11 protein-coding genes and 1 pseudogene are annotated in these 16,567 nt (G+C 70.9%); 7 read left to right on the forward strand and 5 right to left on the reverse strand.

Features of this window, described 5'->3' with window-relative positions:
* Window positions 1-75 precede the first annotated feature (75 nt).
* Genes K311_RS0108475 through K311_RS16115 form a run of 3 tightly spaced genes read left to right on the forward strand, consistent with a single transcriptional unit; the run spans window position 76 to window position 3,801 of the window.
* Window positions 76-2,388, forward strand: coding sequence for a DUF1631 domain-containing protein (locus tag K311_RS0108475; RefSeq protein WP_161627306.1), 2,313 nt, complete (start codon window positions 76-78; stop codon window positions 2,386-2,388).
* Window positions 2,385-2,741: a PilZ domain-containing protein gene (locus K311_RS0108480; protein ID WP_026816953.1), complete on the forward strand. Its 357-nt coding sequence runs from the start codon at window positions 2,385-2,387 to the stop codon at window positions 2,739-2,741. The genes K311_RS0108475 and K311_RS0108480 overlap by 4 nt, the downstream gene beginning before the upstream one ends.
* Complete coding sequence (locus K311_RS16115; protein ID WP_051239780.1) at window positions 2,716-3,801, forward strand: FAD:protein FMN transferase; 1,086 nt, start codon at window positions 2,716-2,718, stop codon at window positions 3,799-3,801. The genes K311_RS0108480 and K311_RS16115 overlap by 26 nt, the downstream gene beginning before the upstream one ends.
* Before the next feature lie 838 nt (window positions 3,802-4,639).
* Here the strand turns inward: K311_RS16115 and K311_RS16120 are convergent.
* Window positions 4,640-7,288, reverse strand: a complete 2,649-nt coding sequence (locus K311_RS16120; RefSeq protein WP_081683363.1) for a bifunctional diguanylate cyclase/phosphodiesterase — start codon at window positions 7,286-7,288, stop codon at window positions 4,640-4,642.
* Between the two features lie 55 nt (window positions 7,289-7,343).
* Here K311_RS16120 and pepQ point away from each other — a divergent pair, with 55 nt between their 5' ends.
* Window positions 7,344-8,654, forward strand: coding sequence for a Xaa-Pro dipeptidase (gene pepQ / locus K311_RS0108495; RefSeq protein ID WP_026816954.1), 1,311 nt, complete (start codon window positions 7,344-7,346; stop codon window positions 8,652-8,654).
* A gap of 84 nt (window positions 8,655-8,738) precedes the next feature.
* On the opposite strand, the gene K311_RS16125 is transcribed toward pepQ, so the two are convergent.
* Window positions 8,739-9,668: a YwqG family protein gene (locus K311_RS16125; protein ID WP_043797422.1), complete on the reverse strand. Its 930-nt coding sequence runs from the start codon at window positions 9,666-9,668 to the stop codon at window positions 8,739-8,741.
* 145 nt (window positions 9,669-9,813) lie between these two features.
* On the opposite strand from K311_RS16125, the gene K311_RS0108505 reads away from it, so the two are divergent.
* A complete protein-coding gene (locus K311_RS0108505; RefSeq protein ID WP_026816955.1) occupies window positions 9,814-12,666 on the forward strand; it encodes a valine--tRNA ligase in 2,853 nt (950 codons plus the stop codon).
* A 147-nt stretch (window positions 12,667-12,813) separates the two neighbouring features.
* Here the strand turns inward: K311_RS0108505 and rimI are convergent, their stop codons facing one another.
* From rimI to pssA, 3 genes and pseudogenes are all read right to left on the reverse strand, one after another.
* Window positions 12,814-13,239, reverse strand: coding sequence for a ribosomal protein S18-alanine N-acetyltransferase (gene rimI, locus K311_RS0108510; RefSeq protein ID WP_081683386.1), 426 nt, complete (start codon window positions 13,237-13,239; stop codon window positions 12,814-12,816).
* Window positions 13,240-13,280: 41 nt separating this feature from the next.
* A pseudogene (locus K311_RS18975) lies at window positions 13,281-13,424 on the reverse strand (alanine acetyltransferase); the annotation flags it as partial.
* Window positions 13,425-13,537: 113 nt separating this feature from the next.
* Window positions 13,538-14,299 carry a CDP-diacylglycerol--serine O-phosphatidyltransferase gene (gene pssA, locus K311_RS0108520; RefSeq protein ID WP_043797423.1) on the reverse strand — a complete coding sequence of 254 codons (762 nt, stop codon included), beginning with the start codon at window positions 14,297-14,299 and terminating at the stop codon, window positions 13,538-13,540.
* 105 nt (window positions 14,300-14,404) lie between these two features.
* On the opposite strand from pssA, the gene K311_RS17680 reads away from it, so the two are divergent.
* Window positions 14,405-14,794 carry a DUF4124 domain-containing protein gene (locus tag K311_RS17680; RefSeq protein ID WP_051239781.1) on the forward strand — a complete coding sequence of 130 codons (390 nt, stop codon included), beginning with the start codon at window positions 14,405-14,407 and terminating at the stop codon, window positions 14,792-14,794.
* A gap of 65 nt (window positions 14,795-14,859) precedes the next feature.
* Window positions 14,860-16,557: a proline--tRNA ligase gene (locus K311_RS0108530; RefSeq protein ID WP_026816959.1), complete on the forward strand. Its 1,698-nt coding sequence runs from the start codon at window positions 14,860-14,862 to the stop codon at window positions 16,555-16,557.
* Window positions 16,558-16,567: the final 10 nt, after the last annotated feature.

Genomic DNA, 16,567 nt, shown 5'->3' on the forward strand with positions numbered 1-16,567 from the left:
CGGCGAATGTCGGCATCGGCGCCAGGGCCGCACGCGGCCGCACCCACGCTTGCCTCGCGCCCGCTGCCCGAACGGGTGCGGACGCTGCTGGGCAACGTGCTGGAGCGCACGTCCGAGGAAATGGAGCGGACCCTCGTCGCGGTCCTCGACGAGTTCGAACAGCAGCTGTTCCGGCACGCCGAGCAGGCCCGCAGCAATTCCGTGCAGGTGCGCTGGCTGGAAGCGCAGCGGCTGGTCAAGCGCACCCGCCCGGATCTGGTGCCGCGCTTCCTGGTCGCGCTCGAGGCCGAGCTCGCCTGCATCCGCGACACGCCCGGCAGCCGCACCAGCACCGGCGGCTTCCGCCTGAGCCATACCGAACTTGCCCTGGTCGAGAACCTCGACCTCGACGAAGCGACGGTGATGACCGAGATCGCCGGCCGCACCGAGGTCCGCAACAGCCTGCCGCTCTACCTGCTCGGGCAGCGCTTCGGCGTGCTCGCCGGCCGCCCGGCTTTCGATGCCGAGAACCTGCCGGTCGGCCCGCAGGCGCTGTGCCGCATGCTGCGCCAGGCGTCCGACTGCCTGCAGCTGCAGACCGAACACCGGCTGCTGATGTTCCGCATCTTCGACCGCCACCTGGTGCCGCTGTACGGCCCCTACGTGGAGGCCGTGAACAGCATGCTGTCGCGCAACGGCGTGCTGCCGAACCTGCACTACGTGCCGGTGCGCGCGCGGCCGACCGGCCAGGGCGCCGCGCTGCCGCGCTCGGCGCGCGGTGACGACGGGCGCCCGGCCCGCCGCGGCAACGAGTCCGCCGACGCCGGCGGCGCCGCCGGCAACGACGGCGGCTCGCCGCGGCAGGCAGGCGGCGGTGGCGACGCGCCGGCCGGGGCCGAGGCCGCCGGGGCCGCCGCGCGCGCGGCGATCGGCGCCGCGAACGCGCTGCGCGACGCCGCCAACGACGCCTTCCAGCAGATGCGCCACCTGCTCGCCGGCCGCCGGCAGCTGCTCGGCAAGCTCGGCGGTGGCGGGGCGCGCCCGGACCCCGGCAATTCGGTCACCGTCAGCACCGCCGAGGTGCAGTACGTGCTCGGCAACCTGCAGCACAGCCTGAAGCCGACGGTGATGGCCAACGGCAAGCCGGTGGCGCGCACGGTCAACCACCTCAAGCAGGACCTGCTGGCGCAGCTGCGCACCGCCCTGCCCGGCGACAAGGCACCGGCGCTCGCCGAAGAGGACGGCGACGCGATCGACCTCGTCGGCATGCTGTTCGACCACATCATGAAGGACGTGCGGCCGAGCAGTCCGGCCTCGAGCCTGCTCGCGAAGCTGCAGGTGCCGCTGCTGCGCGTGGCGCTGCAGGACAAGGCCTTCTTCACCCGGCCGCAGCACCCGGCCCGGCAGATGCTCAATGCGATCGCCGAGACCGGCGCCTACTGGCTCGGCGAGGACGATGCCGACCAGCAGCTGGTCGGCAAGATGAACGCCGTCGTCGACCGCACCGTGCGCGACTTCGACGGCGACCTGTCGCTGTTCTCGAACCTGCTCGAGGACCTGAGCTCGCACCTGCAGACGATCTCGCGCAAGGCCGAGGTCGCCGAGAAGCGGCACGTCGAGGCGGCCCGCGGCAAGGAGAAGCTGGCGCTCGCCCGCGACCGCGCGTCCGAGGTCGTCGAGGGCATGCTCGGCCGCCAGGAACTGCCGCGCTTCACCCACACCCTGCTCAGCCAGGCCTGGACCGACGTGATGGCGCTGACCGCGCTGCGCCAGGGCGAGGATTCCGCCGCCTGGGCGCACCAGCTCGCGGTCGCCGAGCGGCTGATCCAGGTCGCGCAGTCGCCGCCCGGGATCACCCTGACGACCGAACAGGCCCAGGCGCTGCGGCAGGAAGTGCTCGCCTCGCTGTCGCAGGTCGGTTACCACGAGGAGGAAGCCGCGGCGATCGCCCAGCGCCTCGTCGAACCGCAGACGCTCGCCGACGACGATTCGGCCGCCAGCCGCACCGAGATGACGCTGCGCATGAAATCGCGCGCCCGCCTCGGCGAGGAGATGGAACCCGGCCAGCGCGCGAAGATCCCGCTGTCGACGGAGGAACAGGCGCGGCTCGAGCAGATCAAGCACCTGCCGTTCGGCACCTGGTTCGAGTTCACGCTGAACCAGCAGGGCGACAAGGTGCGCCGGCGGCTGTCGTGGTTCTCCACCGTCACCGGCCACATGCTGTTCGTGAACCATCGCGGCCAGAAGGTCGGCGAGTACACGCTCGAGAGCCTGGCGCGGCTGATGGCGCAGAACCAGGCGAAGCTCGTCGAGGAGGAGAAGGGCACGATGATCGACCGCGCATGGTCGACGGTGATGAATGCGCTGCGCACCTTCGCCGGACAGTCCCCGGCCGGGAATCCGCAATGAGCACGCCGCCGAACGAACTCCGCCGCGCGAAGCGGCGCAAGGTCGACGCGATCGACGTCACCGACACGATGACCGGCCAGGTCGTCGGTCACCTGAGCAACCTCTCCGAGACCGGCATGCTGCTGATCCTCGGCGAGAAGCTGGTCAGCGACGCGCTCTACCAGATGCGCTTCGCGCTGCCGCGCCCCGACGGCCAGCTGCGCGAGGTCGAGGTCGGCGCGCACGAACTGTGGAACGACGAGGCGTCGGCGCCGGGCCAGGTCTGGACCGGCTTCCGCTTCATCGACGTGTCCCCGGAGGACGTCGCCTTCATCCGCGAGTGGGTGGATGCGCCCGGCAGCCAGTACGTCTAGGCGCCTGATCGCGGCGGCGGCGCTGCTGGCGGCACTGGCCGGGTGCCGGTCGGGGACGCCGGCACTGGCCGAGGAGTTCGAGGCCTTCGACGGCCACATCCGCGTCGAGATCCACGGCGACCCGGCGACCGCCCGCGCCGCCTTCGACGAGCTCGCCGCTGCGCTGCGCCACGACAGCGCCGAATGGCATGCCTGGCAGCCCTCGCCGGTCACCGCGATCAACGCCGCCCTCGCCGCCGGCGAAACCGCGCAGGCGACGCCGTCGGTCGCTGCGCTGCTGCAGCGGGCGAAGCCGCTCGTCGAAGCCAGCGAGGGCCTGTTCGACCCGGGCGTCGGCGGCCTGATCGCCGCCTGGGGCTTCCACACGACCACGTTCCCGGTGGTGTCGCCACCGCCGACCCGGCGCTGGATCGACCGCTGGCTGGCGCAGCGGCCGTCGCTGGCGCAGCTGCAGGTCGAGGGCTTCGCGCTGCGCAGCGACAACCCGCAGCTGCAGCTCGACTTCGGCGCGATGGCCGAGGGCATGGCGGCCGAACGCGCAGTGGCGATCCTGCGCCGGCACGGCGTCGCCGAAGCGCGGGTCGCCTTCGGCAGCGGCGACGGCATCGTGCTCGGCCACGGCCCCGGCCGGCCCTGGACGGTGGCGCTGCGCGACCCGTTCGGCGGCACCCTCGGCGAGGCGATGCTGGAGGACGGCGAGGCGATCTTCAGCACCGGGAATTTCAGCAAGTTCCGCCCCTCCGCGAGCGGCACCCGCTGGCCGCACATTCTCGACCCGCGCACCGGCCACCCGGCGCGCGGCGCGGCGGCGGTCGTCGTGATCGACAACGACCCGGTGCGCGCCGATGCCGCCGCCACCGCGCTCTACGTCGCCGGGCCCTCGGGCTTCGAGGCCACGGCACGGGCGATGCGGGTCGGTTGTGCGCTGCTGCTCACCGACGAGAACGAAATCCTCGTCACCGCCGCGCTGGTCCCGCGCCTTCGCCTCCAGCGCGATCCCGTCCCCCTCGGGCCCCCGATCGACCTCGGACCTTCATGCTCCGCTGTGGCCTCGCGCTGATTCTTCCTCGCTGGCGGACGGCACCGCGCTGAAGGGGTGCCCCGCGCCTCACACAAGGCCTTTACGTTCGGCGCGGGGCACCCCTTCAGCACGCCGCCGCCGCGACGGGGTCATCGCGGTTCCGCAGACGGTTCTTCGGCGCGCGGGCCACGCCGGCGGGTGCGTTTCCGCCGCGTTCGCGGACAGGCGCCATTCGCGGCGACCGGCGACAACGCGTCGCACCGATCTACCGATCCGGGCGCGCACCTGAAGTGCGCAGGTTCTGCCTGCGTGGTGGCCGCGGGAAATCGGCTGCGGAATTCGGCGGCGCCGGACGAGGCGGGGTGGACGCGAAGATAAGAGCGAAAGCGGGCCGATGCTTCTGCGCGTCGCGTATGAGTAGCGAAGCCATACGCGCGCGGACAGCCTGCGCTCGAGCGGCAAACGAAACGCCGTCGCAGAACCGCGATTTCGCGGTCCACGGCATGCGCTTTCGATGAGGTCGCGGTCACGGCGGCGTTATGGCCGCAGCGCCACCACTCGCATCCGGTTTCCCACGGCCACCACGCAGGCAGAACCTGCGCACTTCAGGTGCGCGCCCGGAACGGCCGCTCGGATCGCGCACACGTGTCCGGTCGCCACGCACGGGGCGTGTCCGCAGACGCGCAGGCAACGCACCCGCCGCCGTCGCGCGCGCGCCGAGGGCGCGGACTGCGGAACCGCGACGAATCCGTCGCGGCGGCGCCGCGCTGAAGGCAGGCCCCGCGCCGAACTTGAAAGCTGTGTGTGAGGCGCGGGGCCTGCCTTCAGCGCGGTGCCGACCGCCGACCACCGAACGCCGACCGCCGACCCGGAACAGTCACGGCCCGAAGCACGCCGCCCGTTCCGGTTTGTGGATGGCGAAGCCCTGGGCGTAGTCGACGGAGAGCCCGCGGAGCAGGTCGCGGGCCTTGTCGTCGGCGACCCACTCGGCGATGACCTGCAGCCCCAGCTGGTGACCGATGTCGGTGACCGCGCGCACGATCGAATAGCTGACCGGATCGTTCTCGAGGTTGCGGATGAAGCTGCCGTCGATCTTCAGGTAGTCGACCGGCAGGTTCTTCAGATAGCCGAAGGAGGCCATGCCCGAGCCGAAGTCGTCGAGCGAGAACCGGCAGCCGGCGCCGCGCAGGCGCTGCATGAAGGCGATCGCGCGGGTCATGTTGCTGACCGCCGCGGTCTCGGTGATCTCGAAGCAGATGCGGCTCGGCGGCACGTCGTATTCCTCGAGCCGCTGCAGCACGAAGTCGGCGAAGCTGTCGTCCTCGAAGGTCGGGCCCGACAGGTTGATCGCGCACAGCCGCGGCGGCTTGCCGGAAGCATGCAGGCGGCCGAAGTTCGCGAGCGTGGTGTCGACGACCCAGCGGTCGAGCAGCGGCATCAGGCCGAAGCGTTCGGCGGCCGGGATGAACGCGCCCGGCGGCACCATCGCGCCGGCCTCGTCGCGCATGCGGATCAGCATCTCCATGTGCACGCCGTCGGCGCCCTCGCGATGCCACAGCGGCGCGAGTTCCTGGTAATGCAGTTCGAAGCGGCCCTCTGACAGCGCCTCGCGCACCTTGCCGGCCCACTCCATCTCGCTGCGCCGGCGCGCGGTCTCGGAATCGGTATCGGAGAACACGTGCACGCGGTTGCGGCCGCGCTCCTTCGCCATGTAGCAGGCGGTGTCGGCCTGGGCGAGCACCTTGCGCAGGCTCAGGCCGGGGCCGTCGAGCAGCACGACGCCGACGCTGGCGGTGGTCGTGTAGTTGCGTTCCTCCCAGCCGAACACGAAGCCGTCGATCTCGACGCGGATGCGTTCGGCCAGCGCGGTCGCGCCCTCGGCGTCGATCGCCGGCACCAGCACCGCGAATTCGTCGCCACCGAGACGGGCGAGCGTCGCCGACTCCGGCAGCACGCCGGTGATGATCGAGCCCAGCTGCGCCAGCAGCTGGTCGCCGGCGTAGTGGCCGGAGGTGTCGTTGACGAGCTTGAACTGGTCGAGGTCGAGGTAGATCAGTGCCCCCGGCGCGGCGCCGGCGTCGAGCGCGACGATCGCGCGGTGCAACCGGCGCTCGAACTCGCGCCGGTTCTCGAGCCCGGTCAGCACGTCGTGGCTCGACTGCCAACTGAGTTCCTCGCTGAGCACGCGCAGCTCGGTGGTGTCGTTGGCGACCGCGAGCAGGTGCGGGCGGCCGTCGAACTCGATGCGGGTCACCGACAGCGTCGCCCAGAACGGATCGGCGCCACCGCTGCCGCGCAGCGCGGCACTCTCGTTGACGAGGTCGCCGTCACCGCTGCCGAGCGCGCGCAGGCGTTCGCGCAGGTCGGCGTCCTCGACGATGTCGGCGAGCACGAGCTCGTCGCCGGTGTCGATCGCGAACCGGTCGCGGCAGGCCTGGTTCGCATACACCACGCGGCCGCTGGCGCTGTCGGCCAGCAGCACCAGCGCCGGCAGCAGGTCGTTGAGCGCGCGGAAACGCTCCTCGCTCTCGCGGAAGCGCGCCGACATGCCCTCGGCCAGGGCGAGCGCGCGCTGGCGGGTGCCGGCCATCGACCACACCAGCGCCGCGAGCAGGCCACTGCCGAGCAGGCCGAGCGCGAAGGTCAGCAGCGGCGACCAGCGGGTGTCGCCGCTGGCCAGGCGCGGCCAGGCCTCGATCCGCCAGTTGCGGGTGCCGTAGGCGATCTCGCGCACGAAAACCGTGCCGTCGTGATCGTGGTCGCCGACGTCCTCGCCGAACAGCACTTTCGGCGCCGCCTCGGTGACGTCGGTCACCCGCAGGTCGAAGGTCTCGCGGCTCTCGTCCGGCAGCGCGCCGGCGATCAGCGTGCTGACCCGGAACGACACGGCCAGCGAACCGATCTCGCGCGCCCGGCGCTCGCCGACGTCGCGCGGCAGCAGGCCGGCCGAGAACACCGGCAGCCGGATCGTGATGCCGTCGCGCGGGCCGGGCGCGTCGGCCCGCTGCACGAGGGCGAACGGCGCCGACATCACCGGGCGGTCGGCGTCGCGCGCGAACAGTGCCGCGGCCAGGTTCGCCGGCTGCCGGGCGACGTCGAAGCCGCGCAGCGATTCGTTTCCGGAGCGCGGTTCGAGCAACACCGTCGGGTAATGCGGTTCGCCGTCTTCGCCGACTTGGCGGACCGCGTAGGCGACCGCCTGCAGGCTCGGGAACAGGTCGCGCGGGCGCAGGTTGGCGTACATCGCGCCGAACTCGTCCTCGGTGACGTCGTCGGAGGACAGGAACAGCGCCTGCAGCGAGCGCACCAGCAGACCGCAGGTTTCCAGCTGCGCGGCGAGCGCGTCGAAGGTGCGCTCGGCGACACGTTCCAGGCGCGCGTGCTCCTCGCGTTCGAGCGAGCGCGCGTGCAGGCCCGTGAGCACCGTGCTGAGCACCAGGCCCAGGGCGAACGCGACCGCGGCCCAGACCCACGCGGGCCAGCCGAGGAATCCGCGTTGTAGGCGCTGGTCGTGCTGCGGGGACATGCGTTCTCTGCGCGGGGGGAGGGGTTTGCGGCAGAATCCGGACTTTCCGCGGAAGCTGCCGATGAACGCCGAAACCAGTCTATATCGCGCCCACCTCGACACGATCAAGGCGCGCGCCGACGCGGCGCTGCAAAAAGGGGGATTCGATCACCTTCTGATCGCCTCCGGCGTGGAGAAATTCGAGTTTCTCGACGACCGGCCCTATCCCTTCCGCCCGAATCCGCAGTTCAAGGCCTGGCTGCCGCTGACGCGGCATCCGCAGTGCTGGATCGCCTACACGCCGGGACGCAAGCCGGTACTGGTGTATTTCCAGCCGGATGACTATTGGCACGTGCCGCCGAGCCCGCCTTCGGGTGTGTGGGTCGACGAATTCGACATCCGCGTCGTCAGCGATCCTGCGCAGGTCGCTCAGCACTTGCCCGCGAACGGACGCGCGGCGATCATCGGTGAAGCCGATGCCGCGGTGCCGGGTTTCGCGCCGAACGATCCGAGAACCGTCATCGACTACCTGCACTACCAGCGCGCGTACAAGACGGCCTGGGAGCTCGAGCGCATGCGTGCCGCGCAGCGCCGCGCGGTGCCCGGCCACCTCGCCGCACGCGAAGCCTTCCTCGCCGGCGCCTCCGAGATGGCCATCCACGCGGAGTACCTGCGCGCGACCGGCCATACCGATCTCGACCTGCCTTACACCAACATCGTCTGCCTCAATGAACACGCGGCGGTGCTGCACTACCAGTACAAGGACGCCGCGGCGCCGACGCGCTCGCGCACGCTGCTGATCGACGCCGGCGCCGAGGTCGACGGCTACAACGCCGACATCACCCGCACCTGGGGCGACGGCGACGAACGCTTCGAGCGCCTTGTCGCCGCGGTCGACGCCGAGCAGCAGGCGCTCTGCGGCCTGGTCCGCGCCGGCACCGACTACCGCGAGCTGCATCTGCAGGCGCATCTGCGCCTCGGCAATGTGCTGCGCACGCTGGGCGTCGTCGACATGGATCCGGGCGACATGCTCGCGACCGGCGTCACGTCGGTGTTCTTCCCGCACGGCCTCGGCCACCCGATCGGTCTGCAGGTGCACGACGTCGCCGGTTTCCAGGACGAGGACGGCCAGCTGATCCCGCGCCCCGAGGGCCACCCCTACCTGCGCATGACCCGCACGCTGGCACCCGGCATGGTGGTGACGATCGAGCCCGGCCTGTACTTCATCCCGATGCTGCTCGCGCAGCTGCGCGAAACGCCGCAGGCGAAACACGTCGACTGGGACCTCGTCGAGCACTTCCTGCCTTTCGGCGGCGTGCGCATCGAGGACGAGGTGCATTGCACCGACGGCGAACCCGAAAACCTCACCCGCGACGCCTTCGCCTGACTCTCCGACCCCCACCCCCTCGCTCTGTAGGAGCGCCTTCAGGCGCGATCCCAAGCGATCACACGCAACCTGCCCAACCACCCCTCAACAACAATCCCACCAGAACACCACCCGCGAAAAATCGCGCCGCCGCAGCGCCCCGCGCGGAATCAGGAAGTTGGCCTTCCCGCAATTCCCCCACATCAGCACGTCGTCGGAGCTGAGGCCGAACAGCACGACGTCGAGCCCGTCGCCCTCGGCCTTCCTGCGGAAGTCCGCTTGCGTGTAGGCCGGATGCCCGCCGGTCTTGTGGCCGCGCACCTGCCCGTCGCGCCAGGCCTCGAGCATCCGGTCGATACCGGCCCGATGCAGCTTGCCCTGCAGTCGCTGCTGCATGCGCCAGTCGCTGTCCGGCAACGGATCGAGTTCCAGTTCGCCGGGCACCAGCGCGACACCGCGCCGGCGCAGCGCGTGATCGATGAAGGGCGAGTACTCCACGCCGGTGTCCGCGTTGCCGGCCTCCTCGACCAGCGGCGGCGGCTCGACGAGCCGGCCGCCGTCGATCCGGTCGCGCCAGAACAGCCGCGCCCGTCCCAGCCCGGGTGCGGCGAAGTCGGCGCCGTAGAGATCGTCGCCACCGATGAAGAACTGCAGCAGGCCCTGGCGCGGGAAATCCGCCAGTTCCGGCAGTCCGGCGAAATCGAGCTGGCCGAGGAACTCCAGCGGCCACCCTTCGTCGTCGCGCGGCCAGTTCTCGCCGTCCGGCAGCCAGGCCGGGCCGCCGAGGCGGCAGCCATCGGTGCTGACGGGTCGTTCCGGCGCGGGCCGCAGCGGCACCGCCGGCAAGGCGTTCGCCAGCCGGAACGTCTCCAGTTCCGCGATCTCGTCGGCAGCGAGCGCCGCCCCGGGCTTGCGCCGGGACCGGGGCACCTCCGGCTCCGGCGCCCCCGCCAGCGGGCGGCGCGAGGGAATGGCGAATACGATCACCACGACGACGACGACGGTGATGACGGCGGCGAGCGGATCGATCGGCATCGGTGAAGACTAGCGGAAGCCGGCCCGCGAAAACGTCGGCGAAGCCGCCGGGCACCCGCGGCAAGCGCCTGATTTGCTAGGATTTGCGCCCTTCCCCGCCCACTTCGCCCCGGCCCCGCGGCCGGGCGCCGCCTTTCGGAACACCATGGACAAGAGCTTCGAACCCGCCGCCTTCGAGACGAAGTGGTACGCGCACTGGGAGTCGACCGGCTGCTTCAGGCCCAGCGGCCGCGGCCCGGCCTACACGATCATGCTGCCGCCGCCGAACGTCACCGGCACCCTGCACATGGGCCACGCCTTCCAGCACACGCTGATGGACGCGCTGATCCGCTGGCACCGCATGCGCGGCTTCGACACCCTGTGGCAGGTCGGCACCGACCACGCCGGCATCGCCACCGAGATGGTGGTCAGCCGCAATCTCGCGCTCGAGGGCAAGGGCGAAACCCGCGATTCCCTCGGTCGCGACAAGTTCATCGAGAAGGTGTGGGAGTGGAAGCAGCACTCCGGCGACACCATCACCCGGCAGATGCGCCGCCTCGGCGCGTCCGGCGACTGGAGCCGCGAGACCTTCACGATGGATCCCGGCCCGAGCGCCGCGGTCGTCGAGACCTTCGTGCGCCTTTACGAGCAGGACCTGATCTACCGCGGCCAGCGCCTGGTGAACTGGGATCCGGTGCTGAAGACCGCGATCTCCGACCTCGAGGTCGTCAGCGAGGAGGAGAACGGCTTCCTGTGGTCGATCCGCTATCCGCTGGCCGACGGCGCCAGCTACGAGCACGTCGAACTCGACGCCGACGGCAACGAGATCCTGCGCGAAACCCGTGACTACCTGATCGTCGCGACCACCCGCCCGGAGACCATGCTCGGCGACACCGCGGTGATGGTGCATCCGGAAGACCCGCGCTACGCCGCGCTGATCGGCAAGGCCGTGCGCCTGCCGCTGAGCGGCCGCGAGATCCCGGTGATCGCCGACGCCTACGTCGACCGCGACTTCGGCACCGGCGTGGTCAAGGTGACGCCGGCGCACGACTTCAACGACTACGCGGTCGGCCAGCGCCACGGCCTGCCGCTGATCAACCTGTTCACCCCGGACGCGAGCGTGAATGCGAATGCGCCGGAGAAGTACCGCGGCCTCGACCGCTTCGCCGCCCGCAAGGCCGTGCTCGCCGACCTCGGGGCCGAAGGCCTGCTGGTCGAGGAGAAGCCGCACAGGCTGATGGTGCCGCGCGGCGACCGCACCGGGCAGATCATCGAGCCCTACCTCACCGACCAGTGGTTCGTGCGCATGGAGAAGTTCGCGCAGCGCGGCCTCGAGCTGGTCGAGGGCGTCGACGGCGCCCCGGGCAAGGTGCGCTTCGTGCCCGAGAACTGGATCAACACCTACCGGCACTGGCTCGGCAACATCCAGGACTGGTGCATCAGCCGCCAGCTCTGGTGGGGCCACCGCATTCCCGCGTGGTACGACGGCGCCGGCAAGGTCTACGTCGGCCGCGACGAGGCGGAGATCCGCCGGCGCTTCGAACTCGCCGACGACGTCGTGCTGAGCCGCGACGCCGACGTGCTCGAGACCTGGTTCAGCAGCGCGCTGTGGTCGCACAGCACGCTCGGCTGGCCGGACCCGCAGGCGATGGCCGAGCGCGGCTTCGACAAGCGCCTGCCGACCTCGGTGCTGGTTACCGGCTTCGACATCATCTTCTTCTGGGTCGCCCGGATGATCATGATGACCGAGCACTTCACCGGCGAAGTGCCGTTCGAGGATGTCTACATCACCGGCCTGGTGCGCGACGCGCAGGGCCAGAAGATGTCGAAGTCCAAGGGCAACGTGCTCGATCCGATCGACCTGATCGACGGCATCAGCGCCGACGACCTCGTCGCCAAGCGCACCACCGGCCTGATGAAGCCGACCGATGCACCGAAGATCGAGAAGGCCACCCGCAGGGAGTTCCCGAACGGCATCCCGGCCTTCGGCGCCGACGCCCTGCGCTTCACCTTCGCCTCGCTGGCCACGCACGGCCGCGACATCAAGTTCGACCTGCAGCGCTGCGAGGGCTACAAGAACTTCTGCAACAAGCTCTGGAACGCCGCCCGCTTCACCCTGATGAACATCGGCGCTCCTGTAGGAGCGCCTTCAGGCGCGATGCCGTTCACCGGAACCCCAACCCCCCGCACCGACCCCGAACGCTGGATCCTCGACCGCCTGCAGCACACCCTGCACGCCGTCGACCAGCACTTCCGCGACTACCGCTTCGACCTCGTCTCGCAGGCGCTCTACGAGTTCGCCTGGAACGAGTACTGCGACTGGTTCCTCGAGCTCGCCAAGCCGGCGCTCAGCGGCGACGACGCCGAGGCCGCGGCCAGCACCCGCCACACGCTGGTGTTCGTGCTCGAGGAACTGCTGCGCGCCCTGCACCCGCTGATCCCCTTCGTCACCGAGGAGATCTGGCATGCGGTGAAGCCCCACCTGGGCATCGACGGCGACAGCATCAGCACCCAGCCATGGCCGGAATACCGCGAGTCGCTGCTGGCGCCCGACGCCGCCGCCGACGTCGAATGGCTGAAGGCCGTGGTCAGCGCGCTGCGCTCGATCCGCAGCCAGCTCGGCATCGCCCCGGCGAAGGCCGTGCCGCTGCTCGTGCACGGCGGCGACGACGACGACCGCGAGCGCCTGCGCCGGCACGAAGCCGCGCTGCGCTTCCTCGCGAAGCTGGACTCGATCGAGCGCAGCGAAGGCGAGCCGCCGGCGGCCTCGGCGGCGCTGGTCGGTGGGCTGACGCTGCTGATCCCGCTCGCCGGCCTGGTCGACCTCGACGCCGAGCGCGCGCGCCTGGACAAGGAGCTCAAGCGCATCGCCGCCGAGATCGGCAAGTGCGAGAACAAGCTCGCCAGCGACACCTTCGTGCGCAATGCCCCGGCCGCGGTGGTCGAGCAGGAACGCGCGCGCCTGGCCGACTGGAGCGCCCAGCACGCGGCGCTGGCGGCGCAGCGCGCGCGTCTCTGACCCGCGCCGGGGGTGTTGCAGGAGCGGCTTCAGCCGCGATGCTCTTTTCCGCCAGATCGCGCAGGAGAAGCATCGCGGCTGAAGCCGCTCCTACGGCGGCCCAACGCATCGCGGCTGAAGCCGCTCCTACGGTTTTTGTCGCCGCTCCTACAGCAACTCGCGGGCCATGACGATCGCGTCTTCCCGCCCCTTCTCCGCCGGGTAATAGTTCGGCCGCTGGCCGATCTCGTTGAAGCCTTCGTCCTGGTACAGGGCGTAGGCGCGCGGGTTCGAGGGGCGCACTTCCAGGAAGATGCGCTGGGCGCCGTGCCAGCGCGCCAGGTCGACCATCCGCCGCAGCAGGCGGCGGCCGTGGCCGCGGCCCTGGTACTCGGGGGCGATGCAGATGTTGAGCAGGTGGGCCTCGCCGGCGCCGGTGCTCAGTACCGCGTAGCCCATCAGGCGGTCGCCGGCGTCGAGTACCCAGCACTGGTGGCCGGCGCGCAGGCAGTCACGGAAGATCCCGGGCGTCCACGGGAACGGGTAGGCGCGCTTTTCGATGTCGGCGACGGCATCGACGTCCTGCTGGCGCATCGGCCGCACCTGGCTGGCGATGTCCGGGCGCGCCGCCACGTTCAGCTCCGCCGCAGCGCCCGCAGGCGCGGCCACAGTGCGCGCTTGGCCGCCGGATCGGTGCGCAGCTGCGCCAGCGGCGGCAGCCCGAGCGGGCGCGGATCGCGGCCGCAGGCGGCGCGGCGCAGGGCCTGCCACAGGCGGTCGTGTTCCGGCGGGTCCACGAATCCGGCCGCGGCGTCGGCGGTGGCGCCACCAGTCCGGCGATAGAGCACATAGCCCATCGCCGCCAGCAGGCGCTGCTGTTCCCCGCTCCAGGTCATGTCGCCGGACGCGGACGCAGCTTCGTCCAGAGCCAGTACGCCGGTCCGGACAGGGTGTAGACCAGGGCGATCACGAACAGGCCCTTGGCCTGGGTCACGAACAGCGCGGCGATCACCAGCACGATCAGCAGCGGCACGATGAAGGGCACCTTGTCGCTGCGCGGCAGGCCCTTGAAGCTCCAGTAGCGGAAGCGGCTGACCATCAGCAGGCCGGCGGCGACCACCAGCAGCATCGCGCTCCAGCGATGGCCCTGGCCGCTGAAACCGAAGCTGTTCATCGCCCAGACGAACGACACCACGAGCGCCGCGGCCGCCGGACTGGCCAGGCCGATGAACCAGCGCTTGTCGGTCGACCCGACCTGGGTGTTGAAGCGCGCCAGCCGCAGCGCCGCGCAGGCGGCATAGAGGAAGGCCGCGGCCCAGCCGACCTTGGCCAGCAGCGGACCGTCGGCGCGGAAGCCGACCAGGGCCCAGTGGTACATCACCAGCGAAGGCGCCATGCCGAAACTGACCAGGTCGGCCAGCGAGTCGTACTGCACGCCGAACTCGCTGGTGGTGCCGGTCATGCGCGCGACCCGGCCGTCGACGCCGTCGAACAGCGCCGCCACCAGCACCGCGATGCAGGCCGCCTCGAAGTTGCCGCTGGCCGCCGCGAGGATCGCGTAGAAGCCGGAGAACAGCCCGCCGGTCGTCAGCAGGTTGGGCAGCAGGTAGATGCCCCGGGCGCGGACGGGGACCTGTTCGTCTTGGGATTCCATGCGCGCCAGTGTAGCCGCTGGGCGCGGCGCTCCCCAGTGCGCGCCCGTCCTTGCGGCACTTCCGGCACGGTGGTAACAAGGGCGCACCGCTCGAGGAGCCCTGCCATGTCCCGCAAGATCCTGCCGCTCGCCCTCGCCGCCGCGCTGTTGCCGGGCCTGGCCGCGGCCGACGACGTCACCATCTACCGCGTCAAGAACGCCGACGGCACCTATTCCTATACCCAGGTCCCGACCCAGGGCGCCGAGGTGCGCAACCTCGACAGCCGCGACCCCGACCTGCCGCCGCCGGCCGAGACGCCGAAGACGCCCGAGCAGCAGACCTGCGACCAGGCCCGCGCGAACCTGCAGATGCTCGATTCCGAAGAACCGGTCGGTGTCGACAAGGACGGCGACGGCATCGCCGAGGCGCCGATGAGCGCCGAGGAACGCGCCGCCCAGCGCGCCCTCGCCAAGAGCCAGGTCGACGTCTACTGCCAGCCGGCCTCCGGGGGCTGATCCGGCGGCGCCGGATGCGCGCGGCCGGCTACAATGGCCGGCCCTGCCAAGCACCGGCCCGATCGATGCGCCTCTCCCGGTTCCACCTCAACACCAGCAAGGAAACCCCCGCCGACGCCGAGATCGTCAGCCACCAGCTGATGCTGCGCGCCGGCATGATCCGCAAGCTCGCCGCCGGGCTCTACACCTGGAGCCCGCTGGGCCTGCGCGTGCTGCGCAAGGTGGAGGCGGTCGTGCGCGAGGAAATGAACCGCGCCGGCGCGATCGAGATGCTGATGCCGTCGATCCAGCCGCGCGAGCTGTGGGAAGAGACCGGCCGCTGGCAGAAGTTCGGTGGCCAGCTGCTGAAGATCCGCGACCGCAAGGACGCCGAGTTCTGCTACGGCCCGACCCACGAGGAAGTCATCACCGACTTCGCGCGCAACGAGCTGCGGTCCTACAGACAGCTGCCGCTGAACTTCTACCAGATCCAGACCAAGTTCCGTGACGAGATCCGCCCGCGTTTCGGCGTGATGCGCGCGCGCGAGTTCCTGATGAAGGACGCCTACTCCTTCCATCTCGACGCCGAGAGCCTGGCGCAGACCTACCAGGCGATGTACGACGCCTACAGCCGCATCTTCAGCCGCCTGGGCCTGAAGTTCCGCGCCGTCGCCGCCGACACCGGCGCGATCGGCGGCAGCGCCTCGCACGAGTTCCACGTGCTGGCCGATTCAGGCGAGGACGCGATCGTGTTCTCCGACGGCAGCGACTACGCCGCCAATGTCGAGATGGCCGAGGCGGTGGCGCCCGGCCCGCGCCCGGCCGCGGCCGAGGAACTGCGCGAGGTCGCGACGCCGACCCAGAAGACCTGCGAGGACGTCGCCGCCCTGCTCGGCCTGCCGCTGCAGCGCACGCTCAAATCGGTCGCGGTGGTCGGCGAACAGGGCTTCGTGCTGGCGCTGGTGCGCGGCGACCACGCGGTCAACGAGATCAAACTGGCGAAGCTGACGGGTCTCGTCGAGTTCCGCATGGCCACCGAGGCCGAGATCGTCGAGCACCTGGGCTGCGAACCGGGCTTCATCGGCCCGCGCCAGCCGGCGAAATCGATCACCGTGATCGCCGACCGCAGCGCCGCCGCCCTGGCCGACTTCGTGATCGGCGCCAACCGCGCCGGCTTCCACCTCGCCGGGGTGAACTGGGGCCGCGACCTGCCGGAACCCGACCTGGTCGCCGACATCCGCAACGCGGTCGAGGGCGATCCCTCGCCGGACGGCAAGGGCACGCTGCGCATGGCCCGCGGCATCGAGGTCGGGCACGTGTTCCAGCTCGGCAGCAAGTACGCCGAGGCGCTGGGCGCCACCGTGCTCGACGCCGAAGGCAAGGCGCGGGTGATGCAGATGGGCTGCTACGGCATCGGCGTGTCGCGCATCGTCGCCGCCGCGATCGAGCAGAACTTCGACGCCAACGGCATCGTCTGGCCGGCGCCGATGGCGCCCTGGCAGGTCGCCGTCTGCATCATCAATCCGAAGGACGATCCGGCCGTGGTCGCCGCCGCCGCGCAGCTCCACGAGGAACTCGTCGCCGCCGGGCACGAGGCCGTGCTCGACGACCGCGGCCTGCGCCCGGGCGTGATGTTCGGCGACATCGAGCTGATCGGCATCCCGCACCGCGTCGTGGTGTCGCCGCGCGGCCTCGAGGCCGGTACCTTCGAATACCGCGGTCGCCGCGACAGCGAGAGCCGCAACCTCACCCGCGCCGAGGTCGACGCCGCGCTGGCCTGCTGACGCCCGCCGT

This window comes from Arenimonas composti TR7-09 = DSM 18010 (assembly GCF_000426365.1).
Lineage (GTDB): Bacteria > Pseudomonadota > Gammaproteobacteria > Xanthomonadales > Xanthomonadaceae > Arenimonas > Arenimonas composti.

Excerpts from the sequence above, each read along its gene's own strand:
- K311_RS16120 (WP_081683363.1), bottom strand. The coding sequence starts at position 7,288 with ATGTCCCCGCAGCACGACCAGCGCCTACAACGCGGATTCCTCGGCTGG.
- K311_RS0108505 (WP_026816955.1), top strand. The coding sequence starts at position 9,814 with ATGGACAAGAGCTTCGAACCCGCCGCCTTCGAGACGAAGTGGTACGCG.
- pssA (WP_043797423.1), bottom strand. The coding sequence starts at position 14,299 with ATGGAATCCCAAGACGAACAGGTCCCCGTCCGCGCCCGGGGCATCTAC.
- K311_RS0108480 (WP_026816953.1), top strand. The coding sequence starts at position 2,385 with ATGAGCACGCCGCCGAACGAACTCCGCCGCGCGAAGCGGCGCAAGGTC.
- K311_RS17680 (WP_051239781.1), top strand. The coding sequence starts at position 14,405 with ATGTCCCGCAAGATCCTGCCGCTCGCCCTCGCCGCCGCGCTGTTGCCG.
- K311_RS0108530 (WP_026816959.1), top strand. The coding sequence starts at position 14,860 with ATGCGCCTCTCCCGGTTCCACCTCAACACCAGCAAGGAAACCCCCGCC.
- rimI (WP_081683386.1), bottom strand. The coding sequence starts at position 13,239 with ATGCGCCAGCAGGACGTCGATGCCGTCGCCGACATCGAAAAGCGCGCC.
- K311_RS16125 (WP_043797422.1), bottom strand. The coding sequence starts at position 9,668 with ATGCCGATCGATCCGCTCGCCGCCGTCATCACCGTCGTCGTCGTCGTG.
- K311_RS16115 (WP_051239780.1), top strand. The coding sequence starts at position 2,716 with ATGCGCCCGGCAGCCAGTACGTCTAGGCGCCTGATCGCGGCGGCGGCG.